This is a genomic window from Maricurvus nonylphenolicus (genome assembly GCF_042854845.1).
Taxonomy (GTDB): domain Bacteria; phylum Pseudomonadota; class Gammaproteobacteria; order Pseudomonadales; family Cellvibrionaceae; genus Maricurvus; species Maricurvus nonylphenolicus.
This window is the reverse complement of the sequence record NZ_AP031498.1, coordinates 287,302-304,227: the sequence shown is the minus strand read 5'-3', so window position 1 is coordinate 304,227 and position 16,926 is coordinate 287,302. Positions and strand designations below refer to the sequence as shown.

Sequence of the window (16,926 nt, the reverse complement as noted above, 5' to 3'; positions counted from 1 at the left end):
CTCAATAAGTGCTAGCGATTAACCATAAACAGGGAAACGCTTACACAGCTCCAGCACCTTGCCTTTCACGTCGGCAATCACTTGCTCGCTGGTGCCGTTTTCCAGGCTGTCCAGTACGTCGCAGATCCAGTTGGTCAGCTGTACACACTCCTCTTCGCCGAAGCCACGGGTGGTTACCGCTGGGGTACCCACACGCAGACCGGAGGTGACGAACGGAGAACGTGGGTCGTTCGGTACAGAGTTCTTGTTGACGGTAATGTTGGCAGCGCCCAGAGCAGCATCGGCATCTTTACCGGTGTACTCTTTACCGATCAGGTCAACCAGCATCAGGTGGTTTTCGGTACCGCCGGATACGATGTTGATGCCGCGCTCGATAAAGGTCTTGGCCATAGCTTTGGCGTTAACTACTACTTGCTCCTGGTAAGCTTTGTAGTCGTCAGACATGGCTTCTTTGAAAGAGATGGCTTTAGCCGCGATCACGTGCATCAGAGGACCACCCTGGCCACCTGGGAATACCGCAGAGTTCAGCTTCTTCTCGATCTCTTCGTTGGCTTTAGCCAGGATCAGACCGCCACGTGGGCCACGCAGGGTTTTGTGGGTAGTGGTGGTCACAACGTCAGCGAAAGGTACTGGGTTCGGGTATACACCCGCCGCAACCAGACCGGCAACGTGAGCCATATCAACCATCAGGTAGGCGCCAACTTTATCGGCGATGTCGCGGAAGCGAGACCAGTCCATAACCTGAGAGTAAGCAGAGAAACCAGCAACGATCATCTTAGGCTTGTGCTCAACGGCCAGGGCTTCGATTTCGTCGTAGTCGATTTTACCGGTTTCAGGGTTCAGACCGTACTGAACAGCGTTGTACACCTTACCGGAGAAGTTTACGGAAGCACCGTGAGTCAGGTGACCACCGTGAGCCAGGCTCATGCCCAGAACGGTATCGCCAGGGGCACACAGGGCAGCGTAAACGGCATTGTTCGCCTGGGAGCCGGAGTGTGGCTGAACGTTGGCATAGTCGGCACCGAACAGTTCGCAAGCACGGCTGATAGCCAGAGCTTCGGCCTGGTCTACGTATTCACAACCACCGTAGTAACGCTTGGAAGGGTAACCTTCGGCATACTTGTTGGTCAGCTTGGTACCCTGAGCGGCCATAACCAGCGGGCTGGTGTAGTTCTCAGAAGCGATCAGCTCAATGTGCTCTTCCTGGCGACGCTCTTCGCTTTGGATAGAGGCCCAGATTTCCGGGTCGAAACCTTCAACGGTCAGTGATTTATCAAACATGGGTGAACCCTGCGTATGCTTAATGGTTAAAACGGTGATTTCAAGGGCGCGCATTGTACACTATTCAGGCGGGTTTGGGCGCATAAAAAACGCCCGAGCCGCAGGATCACTGCGGTGGGCGTTAAAAGGTGGACTGATGTCCCGACAGAGGACTGAAATGGGGGCTTACAGGCCTTTGGCGTAGAGTTCGATAATGCTGGAGAAGTCCTTGCCGCCTTTGTCTTCGGTGCCGTTTTTATGCAGGTTGAAGAGGTTACGGGCATTGGATCCCATTGGGATGGAGGAACGGCTGCCGATGGCGGCTTCCTGAGCCAGCCCCAGGTCCTTCAGCATCAGGTCGACCATAAAGCCGCCCTGGTAGTTGTTGGACGCCGGAACACCTTCCATTACACCCGGTACCGGGTTGTACTTCTCCAAAGACCAGTTGCAACCGGAGCTTTTCAACATAATGTCGGACAGGACTTTAGGATCCAGGCCATTGTCGATACCCAGCTGCAGGGCTTCGGCGGTACCGGCCATATGGATAGCCAGCAGCATGTTGTTACAGATTTTGGCGACTTGACCGGCACCGACATCACCGGCGCGGAAAATGTTGGCACCCATGGCTTCCAGCACTGGCTTGGAGGCTTCGAAGTTGGCCTCGCTACCACCCACCATAAAGGCCAGGGTACCGGCTGCGGCGGCAGCTACACCACCAGAAACGGGGGCGTCGACGAACTGAATGCCGCGCTTTTCAGCTTCGGCACCCACACGGCGGCTGTTCGCCGGCGCCACTGTTGAACAGTCTAGCACCAGGGCAGTTTTGGGGATGACATCCAGCAGAGCTTCGCTGCCTTCTGCACCAATGTACACGGCTTCCACAATGGCGCCGTTAGGCAGCATGGATACCACGTAGTCAGCACCTTCTACGGCGCGCTTAGAACAATCAACCGGAGTACAGCCAGCATCGGCTGCGGCTTTCAGGTTGGCTTCCATCAGGTCGAAGGCGTTGACTTTAAAACCTGCCTTGACCAGGTTGGCGGCCATTCCACCGCCCATATTTCCCAGACCGATAAACGCTACGGTTTTGCTCATCGCTCTTCTCCTAAATCTGTGTTTATTAACTTTTACTGTTTGTGTTTATGTACTTAGAGTGCAGCCAGCGGATGGGTATCCCACGGCTCGACAAAAAAGGCTTCGACTTCCTCGCTGCTCACAGCCGCAACTGTGGATGGAGTCCACTGCGGGTTACGATCTTTGTCGATCAGTAAGGCACGCACACCTTCTTTAAAGTGACCACGCTTGGCGCAGTTCACGGACATGGTCAGCTCCATACGGAAAACATCGGCCAGGCCCAGGTCTTTACCGCGGTGTAACTGCTCCCACACCAGGTAAGGTGTGATAGGGCAACCGCCAGCCAGGGTTTTGGCGGCCTTGGCACACCACTTGTCATCGCCTTCGTAGGCAGTGATGCGATCAATCGCAGTTTGCAGATCCTCACCGGCACAGGTTTCTTCAATCCACTCGCGATGCGCTTCCACATCGCTGGCAGGTTTTTGTGCGGCAGCCAAAGCACTGAAGTGTTGCATCACACCGTCTACGCCGGTGGCGCATTTCACTTCGGTCAGTGCAGTCAGCACTTCGTCTTTTAACTCCTGGGTGATGAAGTAATCGGCCAGGCCGATATACATGGCATCGGCGGCGTTAAAGTTGGCACCGGTTAAGCCCAGGAACAAACCGGTTTTACCCGGTGTGCGATTAAGGAAGTAAGTACCGCCCACATCCGGGTACAAACCGATGGTAATTTCAGGCATGGCCATACGGGTGCTTTCGGTTACCACGCGGTGAGTCGCGCCGCTTAACAGCCCCAGGCCACCGCCCATAACAAAACCGGTCCCCCACACCACAAACGGTTTTCCGAAGGTGTGAATCAGGTGGTCCAGTTTGTATTCTTCAGCGAAGAATTCTTCGCAGCTATTATTTGGTAGCTCTTCACCGTAAGCCGCAGAACCGGCGTGCAAGGCAACCACATCACCACCGGCACAAAAGGCTTTGTCGCCAGCGCTGTGCAAGAATACCGCCAGAATATCTTCGTCGGTTTGCCAGGCTTGCAGCTGAGGTAATAGCAACTCCACCATCGGCAGTGACAGCGAATTTAAAGACTTCTCTGAATTCAGCTGCGCAACACCGATTTTTTTACCACCGGCAGCTTGGCGCTCTTCAAAAATTACAACCTGTTGATCGGACACGGGGTTCCTCTCTTTTTAGTTTGTGCATCCCGTGGCTTCTGTAGTGTTTAATTAACTACTTAAGGGCCACTGGATTCCCGCCTGCGCGGGAATGACATAAATATAGTTAGTCATACTGCGAACGAATGCAGCTACAACAAGATTCAAAAAAGCCACCGCTGCAGATGTTAGATTTTTTAGCGCACCTAAAAATTCTTTTACTCAACATCTGCAGCGGCAGCCCAACCGTTTACATAAACCCTTAAGCGTTTTTCCACTCGGGCTTACGTTTTTCGATAAAGGCGCTTACGCCTTCTTTCTGATCTTTAGTGTCCCACAGTTTGACAAACAGCTCGCGCTCTTTGGCATAAACGTCGGTGATGTTGCCGCTACGACCCGCCATAATCAGCTCTTTACAGAAACGCACAGACGTAGGTGACTGGCCTTCTACTTTAGTGGCCAGTTCCAGGGCTTTTTCCAGCGCGTTGCCGGTTGGAACCACTTCGGATACCAAGCCGATTTCCAGTGCTTTATCTGACTTCAAACGCTCGCCCAACAGAATCATACGCTTGGCCCACTGTTCACCCACCAACCAGGACAACTGCTGAGAACCCAGGCCACAAGGCAACAGGCCAACAGCGGCTTCTGGCAGCGCCATTTGTGACTGCTCTTCACAGATACGCACATCACAAGACAGCGCCACTTCCAAACCACCGCCCATGGCGTAACCGGTAATGGCCGCAATGGATACACCCTGATAGTTAGACAGGGCTTCGAAAGCTTCACCAAAAGCCAGGGAGAACTCAAACGACTCAGCTTTGTCGTCATGGTTAAAACGGTTCAGATCGGCACCGGCACTGAAGAACTTTTCGCTTTCGCTGGTCAGGATCAGGGCGAAATTGTCTTTATCTTCGTTCAGTTCGTTAACGGTTTGCTCCAGGAAACGCAGGCTTTCTGGGGTCCAGGTATTGGCTGGAGGATTGTTAAACGTAATGATGGCAACGCGGCCACGTTTTTCGATCTTTAATAGGTCAGACATGTTGGGAACCTGTTGTTGTCTTTTTCTTACTTGAATTAACGAATAGCTTCGGTTGCACCTTCTTCCAGCACACGACGGGCAGTGATCATACGCATCACTTCGTTGGTGCCTTCTAAAATCTGGTGCACACGGGCATCGCGCATAAAGCGCTCGATGGGGTACTCTTTAATGTAACCGTAACCACCGTGCAGCTGAATAGCGTTGTTACAGACTTCAAAACCGACATCGGTGGCAAAGCGTTTGGCCATGGCACAGTAGGTGGTTTTATCGGCGTCGTTGGCGTCGAGTTTGCTCGCCGCCAAGCGAATCATTTGGCGAGCGGCTACCAGGTCAATCACCATATCGGCGAGTTTAAATTGCAGGGCCTGGAAGTTGGCAATGGATTGACCAAACTGTTTACGCTCATGCATATAAGCCTGGGTGTGATCGATACAGGCTTGTGCCGCACCGATAGAACAGGTGGCAATATTAATGCGGCCGCCGTCCAAACCTTTCATGGCGATTTTAAAACCTTCGCCTTCGCTGCCCAGCAGGTTTTGTGCTGGGATGCGAACATCTTCAAAGGAGATGGCTTTGGTCGGCTGGGAGTTCCAACCCATTTTGTCTTCATTTTTTCCGTAGCTAATGCCGGGCAGATTAGCCGGTACGGCAAAGGCACTAATGCCGCGAGCGCCATCTTCTTGCGAACCGGTACGCGCCATCAGGACCAATACGTCGGTACTGCCGGCACCACTGATAAACATTTTACTGCCGTTAATCACATACTCGTCGCCATCTTTTTTGGCGCTGGTACGCAGAGAAGCCGCATCACTACCGGCACCGGGCTCAGTTAGGCAGTAGGAAGCCAGTTTTTGACCCAAAGCCAAGTCACCACACCACTCGTTCTTAACGGCATCGGTGCCCCAGGTGGCGATCATCCAGGTGGCCATATTGTGGATAGAGATAAACGCAGCGGTAGAGGTACAACCGGCGGCTAACTCTTCGAGAATAATCGCAGTATCCAAACGGGACAGGCCCATGCCACCCAGTTCCATCGGCGTGTACATGCCACAGAAACCCAGCTCACCGGCCTTGGCGATTACATCGGTTGGGAAGATTTTCTTCTCGTCCCATTCGGCCGCCAGGGGAGCCATTTCTCCCTGGGCAAAGGCACGGGCAGCTTCCTGGAAGGCCAGCTGTTCTTCGTTCAGATTAAAGTCCATACACTCGTCTCTTATTCTTGCGTCTATTGACCGACCTAACGGTCCTGATCTCGCTCTTTACAGTGTAGTGCCTAGCAAGCTTTGTATTAGCGACTAGTAAGCGCAACTGTAACCGTCTATATAAACATACTGCCCCGACAGGCTGGATTGACGATATTGGCCAATTAATGGATTATCTTGCGCCTTTTGAGCTAGAATAAAAAGCAGGCAACGGCGTCTAACTTACTAAAAATACCTTACAGATCAATCAGTTAAAATGCAGATCACTTCTAACTGGCCGCTTCCCTCTGAAGGGATTCGGTTTTTAACTCCGCAATCACTGATTGATCAGCTGGCCGCTAACCCGCTGACCCAGAACCTGTATCCGGTCGCCATGGGCTACTATCCCAAGGCCGAACAGCACCAGATGCTGCGGGAATCCCACAGTAACTACCTGCTGATTTACTGCACCAGTGGTCGAGGCACTCTCACCCTTGGCGATGATAACCAGAGCAGCAAGCACTACCGCATCCGCGCCGGCGATCTGATCTTGCTGCCGAAGGATTTACCCCACCGCTATGTATCCCACAGCCGTTACCCCTGGTCGATTTACTGGATGCATTTTGATGGACTATTGAGCGATGCTTTTTGTACCCATATGGATATGCCATCGCCAGTCACTGCAATCGGTTTACAACCCCGACTCATCAGTGAGTTTGAGGATTTATTCAGCCTGCGTCACAGCGGTTACAACCTGGCGTCGTTTATTCACGGTTGCCATGAACTGCAACAACTGCTGAGCTATCTGGCACTACTGGTACGCCAACAGCGCTCAAAAAGCGGTAAACAAATTGACCTGGACCGGGTGCGGGCGTTTATGAATGAGCATCTGCATGGCCAGTTAAATCTGGATAGCCTGGCGGAGAACAGCAAGCTGTCGAAGTATCACTTTTCCAAACGTTTTAAGGCGCTAACCGGTTATTCACCGATTCAGTATTTTATTAACCTGAAAATGCAACACGCCTGTTATCTGCTCGACTCAACCTTGCAGTCGATCAAACAAGTGGCTGCCGCTCTGGGTTATGACGATGCCTATTATTTTTCGCGGCTGTTTAAGAAGGTTATAGGGTTGTCACCGGATCAGTACCGCAAAAGCAAACACCGATAAACTGATTTATATTCGTTCCGCGTGAATAAAAATATTGCGTGGAGTCAGGTGTTTTTCACAGAACTCGCCCAGTGCTACTCTGGCGCCCTGCTCCTGTAAATACAGGGCGCGATCCAACACTAGCCATAGCTCCAGCGGACGACGGAACAAATGCATAACCAGTTCCATGCGTTTTACATTCTCTAAACGCTGTTGCCCCAATGCCAACCAACGGTCTTCTTCCAGCGTTGTTGGCACGGGTAACTGCTTACACTCAGCAGCCCACCGGACAAATTCGGTAAAACTTTCCGTTAATAAACTCTTGCGCACGTTGGGCACTGGTAAGTATTCATCAACTCCACGAACATCGCGCTGCCATTCATCGAAAGCCATACGCCATAATAACTCTGTCTGTCGGTGACGTTGTACACCGGCACCGGCGGTAACTGTCTCCTGTAGCGGCAGCTTTAAATCGCTTTTATTTAAACGCAGCTGCCCCTGTTGGGCAGATATCGACATAGGTTGATAAGCCTCGCCTTGCAGCTTGTGATAACAACAGGGAGACACGCTAATACGTCCCCCCTGCTGCAGCGACCAATGGCGCATCAAGGAGGTATGCAAATCACCGCATGCGTGCAGAGCAACAGCGTGATTGTCGGATGCTATGTAACCAGCGGCTTGTGGTGAAAACGCATCACAATGTACAAACTGCATATCCACATGGGCGCGTTTAGCCAGCTCTTCGCCGTCCTTACAGAGAGATTGTTGCCATTCCAAACTGGTTATCGATCGCTGATCAGCCAGAGCGAATACCCGCCCTAAATGACCTTTTCCCGCGCACCATTCTAATAGCGGTTTCTGACTTTGAGGTACAGTGCCGGCAAAGGCTAAAATTTGCTGCCACTTACGGCCGGGTATACCGTAATCGGTTCGAGGCGGTAGCGTTAATTCGCGCGCCTCAAGGGCTGGTAATTCAGCCAGCTCCGCCAAGGCTTTTGCGTCCTCTAACCAAGGTGATAGAAGGTTAATCAGTGCAATGTGATCAGTTTCAAGCTCAAGGATTTCCTCATCAGTCAAGGCATCTAATAACTCGCAGAGTTGTGGGTGAGAATCACGCCACGCCATTTCACAACAATGGAAGGGCTGCAATTGCCAAAACGCACGGTAGTGAAACAAAAGTTGATCCAAACGCTGAAACCAACGTTCTAGCTGTTCGGGTTCAATAAACTTGGGATCACTCACGGCAGGAAAACTCACTGAAAAGCCAGCCATTATTTTATCTGACACTCACGCCCTTCACAGCAAAAATGCTATAGTCGCCCAACATATTTCAGGCCGGAATCACCTCCTTGCGCACCCTATTAGCTTTTATTGCCCTGCTGTTACCCCTTGGCCAATTGGCGGCCCAGGAGTCCCTAACACCGACAGCGAGCAAACCCGCCCGTATCGCCATTATTATTGACGATATTGGCTACAGCTTGCGCAACGGTTTACGTGCGGCGCGCTTGCCCGCCAATGTGACGCTCTCCATTCTGCCCCACACCCCCAACGGCGCCGCTCTGGCCAAGGTGGGCTTTGAGGCAGGCAAAGATATTATGCTGCACACCCCCATGGCCAACACCCGCGGTGTACCGCTGGATAAGGGAGCGCTTACCGACGAGATGGATCAGGAAACCTTTCTCGCTACCCTGCGCGGAAATTTACAGGCCGTGCCCCATGTGATTGGTGTAAACAACCATATGGGCAGCCAGCTAACCCAGAATCCGGAAGCGATGGACTGGCTGATGACGGAGTTGAAACAGCAGGGGCTGTTTTTTATCGATAGCCGCACCAGCGCCGACAGCCTGGCCATGTCCACCGCCATAAACCAGCAACTACCCACTGATGAACGCGATGTGTTTCTCGATCACGAACGCAGCCAGGCGTTCATCTCCAAACAGTTCGATTACCTGCTCAAGCTGGCCAAGCGTGACGGCCATGCACTGGCTATTGGTCACCCCTACCCGGAAACTCTGGATCTGTTAGAGCAGCGCCTGCCACTGCTGCAAGCCCAGGGCATTGAGCTGGTGTCCATCTCCGAACTACTCCAGCCGGTTATCGACACTCAGGCGCGTATCGAGCAAGACAACAACACACTATAAACCTCTCTTTCGGAACCGATTGACTAAATAACGGTCACATAGATTCACCACTTGGGGAATCCTTATGTTGTACCGTGTTATTGCCATTGCTGGCGGGCTTTTGGCCGGCGCTCACTTGCTGGATCTGGATGATCGAGCCCATTACGCATGGAATGAATGGCAAACCCCGGAAGCCGAACAGGCGCTCTCAGTCTGGCTGCCAGATTACCGGGTCGATACCGAAGCGGTGACTATTCCCGGTACTGTGGATAACGCCTCGGGCATTACCTACTGCCCCGATAGCGACTCCTTCTTTGTGGTGATCAATCAGCCCACCAAATTGCTGGAACTCAACCGCCAGCTGCAGCTAGTGCGTACCATAGAGCTGGAAGGCTTTAGCGATACCGAAGGGGTGGCCTACGCCGGCCCCGGCCAGTTGATTATTGCCGACGAGCGGAAGCAGACGGTGGCCCTGGCCAATATCGATAAAGACACCCGCACCCTGGTGAAAAGTGAGCTGCCCCAAATCACCCTCAATACCAATGGCGAGGGCAACAAGGGCTTTGAAGGCATTGCTGTCGATCATGAGAAACAGACGGTTTATGCCGTGCGCGAGCGCGACCCTATGCGCCTGCTGACCATTGATGGCCTGCTGGACGCCAAGCGCAATATCAGCATCAACGATCCACTGGACATTAGCCGCTATTCGTTTGATGACCTGTCCGGCCTGCACTTCGACCGCCACAGTGGCAACCTGTTGGTACTCAGTGATGAATCCAAGCTGATTACCGAGATCAACAGCAAGGGCGAAACCGTCAGCTATATGGATTTAGAGGCCGGTTTTAATGGCCTTAATACCTCGGTGCCCCAGGCGGAAGGCATCACCATGGATGATGAAGGTAACCTCTATATTGTGAGCGAACCCAATTTGATTTATCGCTATCAGCGTGTAGATCGGGGCTAACTAAACGCCAATATCTGATATACCCAAACAATCTAGCCACCTGCCCGCCTGTCTGACTAAGCTTTAATATCAAAGGTATAAACTTGCAGTTTGCAAAATACCCGCTAAAGTGTGCCAGTGCTTCTACCGTAAAGGTAAAGCGCAGGCGGACAGAGGTATTACCTGCCACAGGAAGTGATGTTTAACCGTCGAAGCTGGGAAGGGCTGTAAAAATGATGCAAATTCGTCAAGGTGAACAAGGCCACCAAGTGCCTGAAAGGACTGAGCGATTTTTCCAGAAGGAAAACTACTGGTACTACACCACACGCGAAGGGGTCAGCATAGGGCCTTTTGACCATCTCTCTGATGCTCGCGTTGGCTGCAGTGACTTTGTTGATTTTATTACCGGTGCCGGCACGTCGTTTGTCAGCACACTGGAAGAATACGGGCGCAACGTAGCCTAAAGCCTAGTGACGGAGCCTCAATACTCCGCACCTTTGCCCCCAAATACCGTTATACGGCTGTAAATTTACAGCCGTACCTCTACCGCTCTCTCCTGCATATAGCGCTTGGCCTCTGGCACGGTGTATTCACCGAAGTGGAAAATACTGGCCGCCAGCACCGCATCGGCCTTGCCTTCCACCACACCATCCACCAGATGCTGCAAGTTACCCACACCACCGGAAGCAATTACCGGAATAGACACAGCCTCACTCACCGCACGGGTTACGCCCAAGTCAAAGCCTTCCTTACAGCCATCCTGATCCATACTGGTCAGCAGGATTTCACCGGCACCGTAATCTGCCATTTTCGCCGCCCAGGCTACTGCATCGATACCGGTAGGCTTGCGGCCACCGTGGGTGAAGATCTCCCAGCGACCCGGCTCACCAGGGGCACTGACTTGTTTGGCATCAATAGCCACCACAATACACTGGGCACCGAAACGCTCTGAGGCTTCGCGGACAAATTCCGGGTTCTTCACCGCTGCCGAGTTGATACTGACCTTGTCAGCACCGGCATTGAGCATATTGCGGATGTCTTCCACCGTGCGAATACCACCGCCTACGGTCAGAGGGATAAACACTTCTGAGGCTATCTGCTCGACGGTATGGACTGTGGTATCACGGCCTTCATGGCTGGCGGTAATATCGAGGAAGGTGATTTCATCGGCACCTTGCTCGTTGTAACGCTTGGCGATTTCCACAGGATCACCGGCATCACGGATACCAACAAAGTTCACACCTTTAACAACGCGGCCTTTATCCACATCCAGGCAGGGGATAATACGTTTTGCGAGAGCCATAACTGCTTAAACCTAATACTTCAGGACAACCCGATCAGGGCAAATTGAAAAGGGGCCATTGTAGCCTATTCAGTGCATGGCGCCCATGCCTAGCGCAGCTCTGCAGGAGTGAGGAGAGGGTCTAGCGGTAACGGGATTGGACTTTATCGCGGTACATGCGGTCATCGGCCACCTGAATCAGGGTTTCGGCACTTTCCGCATCTTCCGGGTAGCGGGCACAGCCAAGGCTGATACCCAGAGTCAGCTCCTCCTCACCCAAAACGAAGGGCTCCGCCAGAGCCTGTTTTAAGCGCTCACTGACGATGACTTCCTCTTCCTTACTCAGTGGCTCATCGAGCACCAGCAGAAATTCATCGCCGCCCATGCGGCCAATTTCCTCGTTGCTACGCAGAGCTGAGCGCAACCGCTCTGCCACCGCCTTGAGTACCCTGTCACCCTGCCGATGACCCAACTTATCGTTAACCAACTTAAAGTCGTTGAGGTCGCAGTAAGCAATACTAAAACTGCGCCCCTCGCGATGAGCACGAGCCATACTTTTGTACAACAGAAAGATAATGTAACTGCGGTTGGGCAACTGGGTAAGACTGTCGATATGGGCCAGCGCATTGAGCTGTTCCACTTCCTTGCGAATATCGGTGATATCCCTGGCGCTAACGATGGCACCAATCACCTCGCCGCTGACATCGCGGTAGGGCCTGTAGCACACATCCATATGCCGCAGGCCATCGTAACCTTTGAAGGTAAAATCGCTGCGGTATTGTACTTTCTGACCACGAAAGCAGTTATCCAAACTGGGTTTAACCACCTGCTCAAAGATATCCTCGCCAAGCATATCCGCGACATGGCGACCAATAATTTGTTCACGCTCAAGTTCGTGGGCACGCAGATAGGCGTCACTGACAATTTGGTAGGTATAGTTGCGATCAACTATCGAGAAATGGTCGCCACTCATCGCCAGCGCATTTAGCAAACCTGCCGAATGTGCCGAATCGTTTAACAAGCCCTGTTGCTGAGCCAGGGAGATGTGAATATCCCCGTCCATTGTGCACCACTCCCCTTAGAGCATCCTCATAAACTATAGGCCAGAAACATGTCGCCACAATCATAAAAATGAAAAATATGCCAAACATTGCTCTACGCATAAGGTCGGCGCTATGCTAGAAGACGAATAGGCTGACACGCCGAAAACAGACCGGGACAAGGAACACAGCAGAGTGGACATCGACATCATGAGCGAAATCGACTTGCGCCGTGAACCGCGCTTCAAAACCAACTTTTCCTGTAGCGTCGATACGCCCGATCAACACTCTGAGGCGGTCATTACCAACCTGTCGATGTCAGGCTTACAACTGGAATGCGACCACGGTCTGATGCAGGCCTTAATGCCCAATATTAAACGCCCCTCCCCACACCAACCTATCAGCCTAGCGGTGCACTTTGAGGTTCCCACCAGCTACAAGGATAAGGATGCCATCGATTTACACTGCAAAATTATCTACAGCCGCCGGTTAGCCCAGGACAAGTTTGTTATCGGTTGTATGTTCAGTGAGTTCGAACATCAATGTGAAACCGTGCTGGAAGATTATCTACAACACTTTGGCGAAAGAATCTAAAAGGTAGGGGTCCTGAAGATAGGGATCCGACCCTGCGGGTCGTACCCCGGGGTCTTACTGCGAAATTATGTTCTTGGAGTTCTTAATAGGGGTCTGACCCGCAGGGTCAGACCCCGGCCTGTGGCAATTTATTTGCCGTCCCAGGCAACAAAGTTTTTCAGCAACTGCAAACCGGCAGTGTGGCTTTTTTCCGGGTGGAATTGCGCAGTAAACAAATTATCTTTGGCAATCGCCACATCAAAATCATGGCCGTAGTTACAAGTACCCGCCACCAACTCCGGCGAGTCAGATTTGATGTAGTAGCTGTGGACAAAATAAAAACGGCTGCCGCTTTCAATACCCTGCCACAACGGGTGATCCATGGTTTGCTCTACCTGGTTCCAGCCCATATGCGGCACCTTTAAGTGCTCGCCCTGAGCGTCGTGATGCTCCTTACCGAAGAAGCGCACATTGCCCTGTAACAGGTTCAGGCAATCCACGCCGTCGTTTTCTTCGCTGTGAGTCATCAGCGCCTGCATACCGACACAAATACCCAGTACCGGCTTGCCGCTGGCAATCGCATCTTTAACTACCGCATCAACACCCAGACGGCGTATTTCTGCCATACAATCGCGGATAGCGCCCACGCCAGGGAAGATCACATGATCGGCATTGGCAATGGCTTGCGCGTCGGCAGTAACGATGACATTGGTATCTGGAGCCACATGCTCCAAAGCACTGGCGACAGAATGCAGATTACCCATGCCGTAATCGATCACGGCAACTTGCTTGCTCATTAAAGGGTACCTTTTGTGGAAGGCATCATGCCGCTCATACGCGGATCCAATTCCAGAGCCATACGCAGGGCACGACCAAAAGCTTTAAATACCGTCTCGATCTGGTGGTGAGCATTAAAGCCACGCAGGCAATCAATGTGCAGGGTTACCTGGGCATGGTTAACAAAGCCCTGGAAAAACTCCCAGAATAGCTCGGTATCAAAGTTACCCACACGCTTTTGGGTAAATGGAATTTCCATAATCAAGCCCGGACGACCGGAAAAATCGATCACAACACGTGACAGAGCTTCATCCAGCGGCACATAGGCGTGGCCATAACGGCGGATACCTTTCTTGTCACCCAACGCTTGAGCCACTGCCTGCCCCAGGGTGATACCAATATCTTCCACCGTGTGGTGGTCATCAATGTGGGTATCGCCTTTACAAGTGATATTCATATCAATCAAACCATGGCGAGCAATCTGATCCATCATATGCTCAAGGAAGGGCACGCCAGTATTGAATTGGCCTTTACCGGTGCCATCCAGGTTTACGTCTACCTGAATTTGGGTTTCCAAGGTATCGCGATTTACCGATGCGGTGCGATCCGCCATAGTCGTCTCCAATGTTCTCTACTGCCGGGATGGCAACTCAAGGCGCGAATTATACTGGTAGCAGGGGGTGCGGGCTACTGCGATAAAGGATCTGTGGGAAGAGTCTTTACACTAATTGACCAAGCACTAGATGCCTAAGCTATTAGTGCCGCGTAAACTACCGCTCCTTTGCTCATGAACTCGATCAAAATTATTCACTTGCGCGCCATTTTGTTACAACATAACATAACTGGCTAGCCTTTAATCACCCAGGATGTAACCGTGTTTTTCAGTCCTCGCGCCCAATCCCTATGGCGACGCTACCTGCTTAGTCTGGTGGCGGTACTGCTATTGGCGCAAACCGCTGAAATCGGTCATATCCATGCGGACCTTGAGGCCGCTAACGAATGCACCATCTGCTGCCTTCACCACGGCAGCGGTGAAGGTGCCAGCAGTGGCCTAGATGCACCAGCTGTCACCTTTTCACAAAGCTCTACCCATCAAGAGGCAAGCACGCAGGCCATAAGCCTAGGCTTTGGCATCTATAGCATCCGAGCTCCACCATCTTTCACAGTCTAAAACCTACACATTCAATGACTTAATCCGCAGTGTGCCCGGCAATGTCTACCTCGTTAGACATCCCTGCACCTGCCCAACTGTGAAGAAAACTGATGAAAGCTTTTACTTTGTTACCGCTGGCGGCAGCGGTATTGTCCACTCAAGCCTGGGCCGCCTCAAACGAACTGTCCCATAACAAACACATGGAAGAGATGACCGTTAGTGCTTCTCCTCTGGAAAAGACGGTATCTGAAAACCCGCGCCCAATCAGCGTATTGAGCGGTGAAAAACTGCGCCAGCAAGCTGCAGCGACTCTGGGTGAAACCCTGCAGGGTCTGGTTGGTGTCTCCTCCGCCTCTTTCGGCCCCAGCGTCGGTAACCCGATTATTCGTGGCCAGGGCGCCAACCGAGTTAAGGTGATGCAGGATGGCCTGGAAACCCTGGATGCCTCTAACGCCTCTGCCGACCATGCCAATACCACCGAGCCTCTGCTGGCTGACAGCATTGAAGTATTGCGCGGCCCACAAACCCTGCGCTTTGGTGGTGGTGCCATCGGCGGCATCGTCAACGTGATCGACAGCCGCATCCCGACCAGCCTGCCAGAAAAAGCGATCACAGGTGCGATTGAAACCCGCCACAGCACGGCTAACGATGAAACCGCGAGTGTTTTCCGTCTGGACGGCGCCGCAGGCAATAACTTTGCCTGGCATGTAGACGGCATGTATCGCGACAGCAACAACACCAATATCGATGGCCCAGCGGATGTTCACGGTGGCGATGAAACCACCTACGGCTTTATCGACAACTCCAACAACCGCGCCAGCGGTGGCAGCCTGGGCGGCACCTGGATTGGTGAGCGCGGCTACCTGGGCTTTAGCGTTAACTACCAGGAAAACAATTACGGCATTCCTCCCGGTGGCCATGAGCATGATCACGGCGGTGGCGGTGGTGGCGGTCACGACGACGAGGAAGTTGTACGTATTGATATGCAGCAAACCCGTTACGACATCAAAGGTGAGCTGCTGAACCCAATGGAGGGCTTTGAAAAAGCCCGCCTGCGCCTGGCCTATGTTGACTACGAACACGCCGAGCTGGAAGGTGCTGAAACCGGTACGGTCTTCGAAAGTGAAGCCGTTGAAGGGCGTCTGGAACTGGTGCACAACCCCATCAACGACTGGAAAGGCGCTTTTGGCATCCAGCTACTGGATCGTGAATTCTCCGCTGAAGGTGAAGAAGCATTCATTCCCAAGTCAGATATCACCAGTCAGGGCATCTTCCTGGTTGAAGAGAAACAATTCGGCCAATGGCTGGTTGAAGTGGGCGGCCGTTTGGAGCGCCAAGAGATCGATCCAGAAAATGGCAGCAGTGTTGACCACAATGCTTACAGCCTGTCTTTAGCAACCCAGTACCAACTGAGCGATAGCCAGCGTATCAACCTGGGCCTGAGCCGTACTCAACGTGCACCGAGTGTAGAAGAGCTGTTCTCTGACGGCCCTCACCTGGCGACCCAAAGTATTGACGTCGGCGATCGTAATTTGGACGAAGAAACCAGCCTGAACTGGGAAGTCGGCTACCACTACCACGGTGATTTCCACGCCTCCGTTAACCTGTTCTACAACGATATCAGCGATTTTATTTATAAGCGCAATACCGGTGTAGAAGATCACGTTGAAGAACTGTTTATCTTCGAATACAGCCAGGAAGACTCCACCTTCCGCGGTATCGAGGCCGAGCTGATTCTGCCACTGGCAGAGCAATGGCAACTGCGTTTCTTCGGTGACTATGTTCGCGCCAAGCTGGACAACAATGGCGATGTGCCTCGTATCACCCCTGCACGCTTTGGCTCCGAGCTGAGCTTTGCCACTGAGCAGTGGGATGCCAAACTGAGCGCCACCCGCGCTGCGGATCAGAACCACCCAGGTGACGAAGAAGAGGATACCGATGGCTACACCCGCGTCGATGCCAGCTTTAACTACTACATGGATAACACCATGTTCTTCGTACGCGCCAACAACCTGCTGGATGACGAAATCCGTCACTCCACTTCTTACCTGCGTGAAGTTTCTCCGGAAGCAGAACGCAGCTTAACCGTTGGTGCACGCTTTAGTTTCTAGGCGTTAACCAAATGTCACTCCGTGCCCCGTTGGGGCACGGAGTGACATGCTCTACCCCTCTTCTACCTCTAC

The 16,926-nt window shown here is 52.5% G+C and carries 17 protein-coding genes; 7 read left to right on the top strand and 10 right to left on the bottom strand.

What is annotated here, in order from left to right; all coding sequences use genetic code 11:
* Window positions 1–18: 18 nt before the first annotated feature.
* From glyA to ACGHZ6_RS01365, 5 genes are all read right to left on the bottom strand, one after another.
* Window positions 19–1,281 carry a serine hydroxymethyltransferase gene (gene glyA / locus ACGHZ6_RS01385; RefSeq protein WP_390619136.1) on the bottom strand — a complete coding sequence of 421 codons (1,263 nt, stop codon included), beginning with the start codon at window positions 1,279–1,281 and terminating at the stop codon, window positions 19–21.
* Window positions 1,282–1,446: 165 nt separating this feature from the next.
* Entirely contained in the window at window positions 1,447–2,355 is a 909-nt protein-coding gene (gene mmsB, locus ACGHZ6_RS01380; protein WP_390616987.1) for a 3-hydroxyisobutyrate dehydrogenase, read from the bottom strand.
* A 53-nt stretch (window positions 2,356–2,408) separates the two neighbouring features.
* Window positions 2,409–3,509 carry an enoyl-CoA hydratase/isomerase family protein gene (locus ACGHZ6_RS01375; protein WP_390616986.1) on the bottom strand — a complete coding sequence of 367 codons (1,101 nt, stop codon included), beginning with the start codon at window positions 3,507–3,509 and terminating at the stop codon, window positions 2,409–2,411.
* A gap of 241 nt (window positions 3,510–3,750) precedes the next feature.
* Window positions 3,751–4,527, bottom strand: coding sequence for an enoyl-CoA hydratase (locus ACGHZ6_RS01370; RefSeq protein WP_390616984.1), 777 nt, complete (start codon window positions 4,525–4,527; stop codon window positions 3,751–3,753).
* 35 nt (window positions 4,528–4,562) lie between these two features.
* Window positions 4,563–5,729: an acyl-CoA dehydrogenase family protein gene (locus ACGHZ6_RS01365; protein ID WP_390616983.1), complete on the bottom strand. Its 1,167-nt coding sequence runs from the start codon at window positions 5,727–5,729 to the stop codon at window positions 4,563–4,565.
* Between the two features lie 256 nt (window positions 5,730–5,985).
* Between ACGHZ6_RS01365 and ACGHZ6_RS01360 the strand changes: the two genes are divergently transcribed.
* Entirely contained in the window at window positions 5,986–6,876 is an 891-nt protein-coding gene (locus tag ACGHZ6_RS01360) for an AraC family transcriptional regulator (RefSeq protein WP_390616982.1), read from the top strand.
* 6 nt (window positions 6,877–6,882) lie between these two features.
* Here the strand turns inward: ACGHZ6_RS01360 and ACGHZ6_RS01355 are convergent, their stop codons facing one another.
* Complete coding sequence (locus tag ACGHZ6_RS01355) at window positions 6,883–8,142, bottom strand: methyltransferase (RefSeq protein WP_390616981.1); 1,260 nt, start codon at window positions 8,140–8,142, stop codon at window positions 6,883–6,885.
* 62 nt (window positions 8,143–8,204) lie between these two features.
* Between ACGHZ6_RS01355 and ACGHZ6_RS01350 the strand changes: the two genes are divergently transcribed.
* From ACGHZ6_RS01350 to ACGHZ6_RS01340, 3 genes are all read left to right on the top strand, one after another.
* Window positions 8,205–8,996 carry a divergent polysaccharide deacetylase family protein gene (locus tag ACGHZ6_RS01350; RefSeq protein WP_390616980.1) on the top strand — a complete coding sequence of 264 codons (792 nt, stop codon included), beginning with the start codon at window positions 8,205–8,207 and terminating at the stop codon, window positions 8,994–8,996.
* Between the two features lie 64 nt (window positions 8,997–9,060).
* Window positions 9,061–9,939: an SdiA-regulated domain-containing protein gene (locus tag ACGHZ6_RS01345; protein WP_390616979.1), complete on the top strand. Its 879-nt coding sequence runs from the start codon at window positions 9,061–9,063 to the stop codon at window positions 9,937–9,939.
* A 212-nt stretch (window positions 9,940–10,151) separates the two neighbouring features.
* Complete coding sequence (locus ACGHZ6_RS01340; RefSeq protein ID WP_390616978.1) at window positions 10,152–10,382, top strand: DUF6316 family protein; 231 nt, start codon at window positions 10,152–10,154, stop codon at window positions 10,380–10,382.
* A gap of 65 nt (window positions 10,383–10,447) precedes the next feature.
* Here the strand turns inward: ACGHZ6_RS01340 and hisF are convergent, their stop codons facing one another.
* Both hisF and ACGHZ6_RS01330 read right to left on the bottom strand, forming a co-directional pair.
* Window positions 10,448–11,221 (bottom strand): imidazole glycerol phosphate synthase subunit HisF, encoded by a 774-nt coding sequence (hisF, locus tag ACGHZ6_RS01335; RefSeq protein ID WP_390616977.1) that lies wholly within the window; start codon window positions 11,219–11,221, stop codon window positions 10,448–10,450.
* 121 nt (window positions 11,222–11,342) lie between these two features.
* Window positions 11,343–12,263, bottom strand: a complete 921-nt coding sequence (locus tag ACGHZ6_RS01330; protein ID WP_390616976.1) for a diguanylate cyclase domain-containing protein — start codon at window positions 12,261–12,263, stop codon at window positions 11,343–11,345.
* 187 nt (window positions 12,264–12,450) lie between these two features.
* On the opposite strand from ACGHZ6_RS01330, the gene ACGHZ6_RS01325 reads away from it, so the two are divergent.
* Window positions 12,451–12,834, top strand: coding sequence for a PilZ domain-containing protein (locus tag ACGHZ6_RS01325; protein WP_390616975.1), 384 nt, complete (start codon window positions 12,451–12,453; stop codon window positions 12,832–12,834).
* A 128-nt stretch (window positions 12,835–12,962) separates the two neighbouring features.
* Here ACGHZ6_RS01325 and hisH read toward each other — a convergent pair whose 3' ends face one another.
* Both hisH and hisB read right to left on the bottom strand, forming a co-directional pair.
* Window positions 12,963–13,610, bottom strand: coding sequence for an imidazole glycerol phosphate synthase subunit HisH (gene hisH / locus ACGHZ6_RS01320; RefSeq protein WP_390616974.1), 648 nt, complete (start codon window positions 13,608–13,610; stop codon window positions 12,963–12,965).
* Window positions 13,610–14,203 carry an imidazoleglycerol-phosphate dehydratase HisB gene (gene hisB / locus ACGHZ6_RS01315; protein ID WP_390616973.1) on the bottom strand — a complete coding sequence of 198 codons (594 nt, stop codon included), beginning with the start codon at window positions 14,201–14,203 and terminating at the stop codon, window positions 13,610–13,612. The genes hisH and hisB overlap by 1 nt, the downstream gene beginning before the upstream one ends.
* Window positions 14,204–14,464: 261 nt before the next feature.
* Here hisB and ACGHZ6_RS01310 point away from each other — a divergent pair, with 261 nt between their 5' ends.
* Window positions 14,465–14,761 carry a hypothetical protein gene (locus ACGHZ6_RS01310; protein WP_390616972.1) on the top strand — a complete coding sequence of 99 codons (297 nt, stop codon included), beginning with the start codon at window positions 14,465–14,467 and terminating at the stop codon, window positions 14,759–14,761.
* 92 nt (window positions 14,762–14,853) lie between these two features.
* Window positions 14,854–16,854, top strand: a complete 2,001-nt coding sequence (locus ACGHZ6_RS01305) for a TonB-dependent receptor (protein WP_390616971.1) — start codon at window positions 14,854–14,856, stop codon at window positions 16,852–16,854.
* The last annotated feature ends 72 nt before the right edge of the window (window positions 16,855–16,926 follow it).

Coding starts and splice junctions, on each gene's coding strand:
- glyA (WP_390619136.1), bottom strand. CDS start 1,281: ATGTTTGATAAATCACTGACCGTTGAAGGTTTCGACCCGGAAATCTGG.
- ACGHZ6_RS01330 (WP_390616976.1), bottom strand. CDS start 12,263: ATGGACGGGGATATTCACATCTCCCTGGCTCAGCAACAGGGCTTGTTA.
- hisB (WP_390616973.1), bottom strand. CDS start 14,203: ATGGCGGATCGCACCGCATCGGTAAATCGCGATACCTTGGAAACCCAA.
- ACGHZ6_RS01305 (WP_390616971.1), top strand. CDS start 14,854: ATGAAAGCTTTTACTTTGTTACCGCTGGCGGCAGCGGTATTGTCCACT.
- ACGHZ6_RS01370 (WP_390616984.1), bottom strand. CDS start 4,527: ATGTCTGACCTATTAAAGATCGAAAAACGTGGCCGCGTTGCCATCATT.
- hisF (WP_390616977.1), bottom strand. CDS start 11,221: ATGGCTCTCGCAAAACGTATTATCCCCTGCCTGGATGTGGATAAAGGC.
- ACGHZ6_RS01365 (WP_390616983.1), bottom strand. CDS start 5,729: ATGGACTTTAATCTGAACGAAGAACAGCTGGCCTTCCAGGAAGCTGCC.
- ACGHZ6_RS01340 (WP_390616978.1), top strand. CDS start 10,152: ATGATGCAAATTCGTCAAGGTGAACAAGGCCACCAAGTGCCTGAAAGG.
- ACGHZ6_RS01360 (WP_390616982.1), top strand. CDS start 5,986: ATGCAGATCACTTCTAACTGGCCGCTTCCCTCTGAAGGGATTCGGTTT.
- ACGHZ6_RS01325 (WP_390616975.1), top strand. CDS start 12,451: ATGAGCGAAATCGACTTGCGCCGTGAACCGCGCTTCAAAACCAACTTT.
- ACGHZ6_RS01345 (WP_390616979.1), top strand. CDS start 9,061: ATGTTGTACCGTGTTATTGCCATTGCTGGCGGGCTTTTGGCCGGCGCT.
- hisH (WP_390616974.1), bottom strand. CDS start 13,610: ATGAGCAAGCAAGTTGCCGTGATCGATTACGGCATGGGTAATCTGCAT.
- mmsB (WP_390616987.1), bottom strand. CDS start 2,355: ATGAGCAAAACCGTAGCGTTTATCGGTCTGGGAAATATGGGCGGTGGA.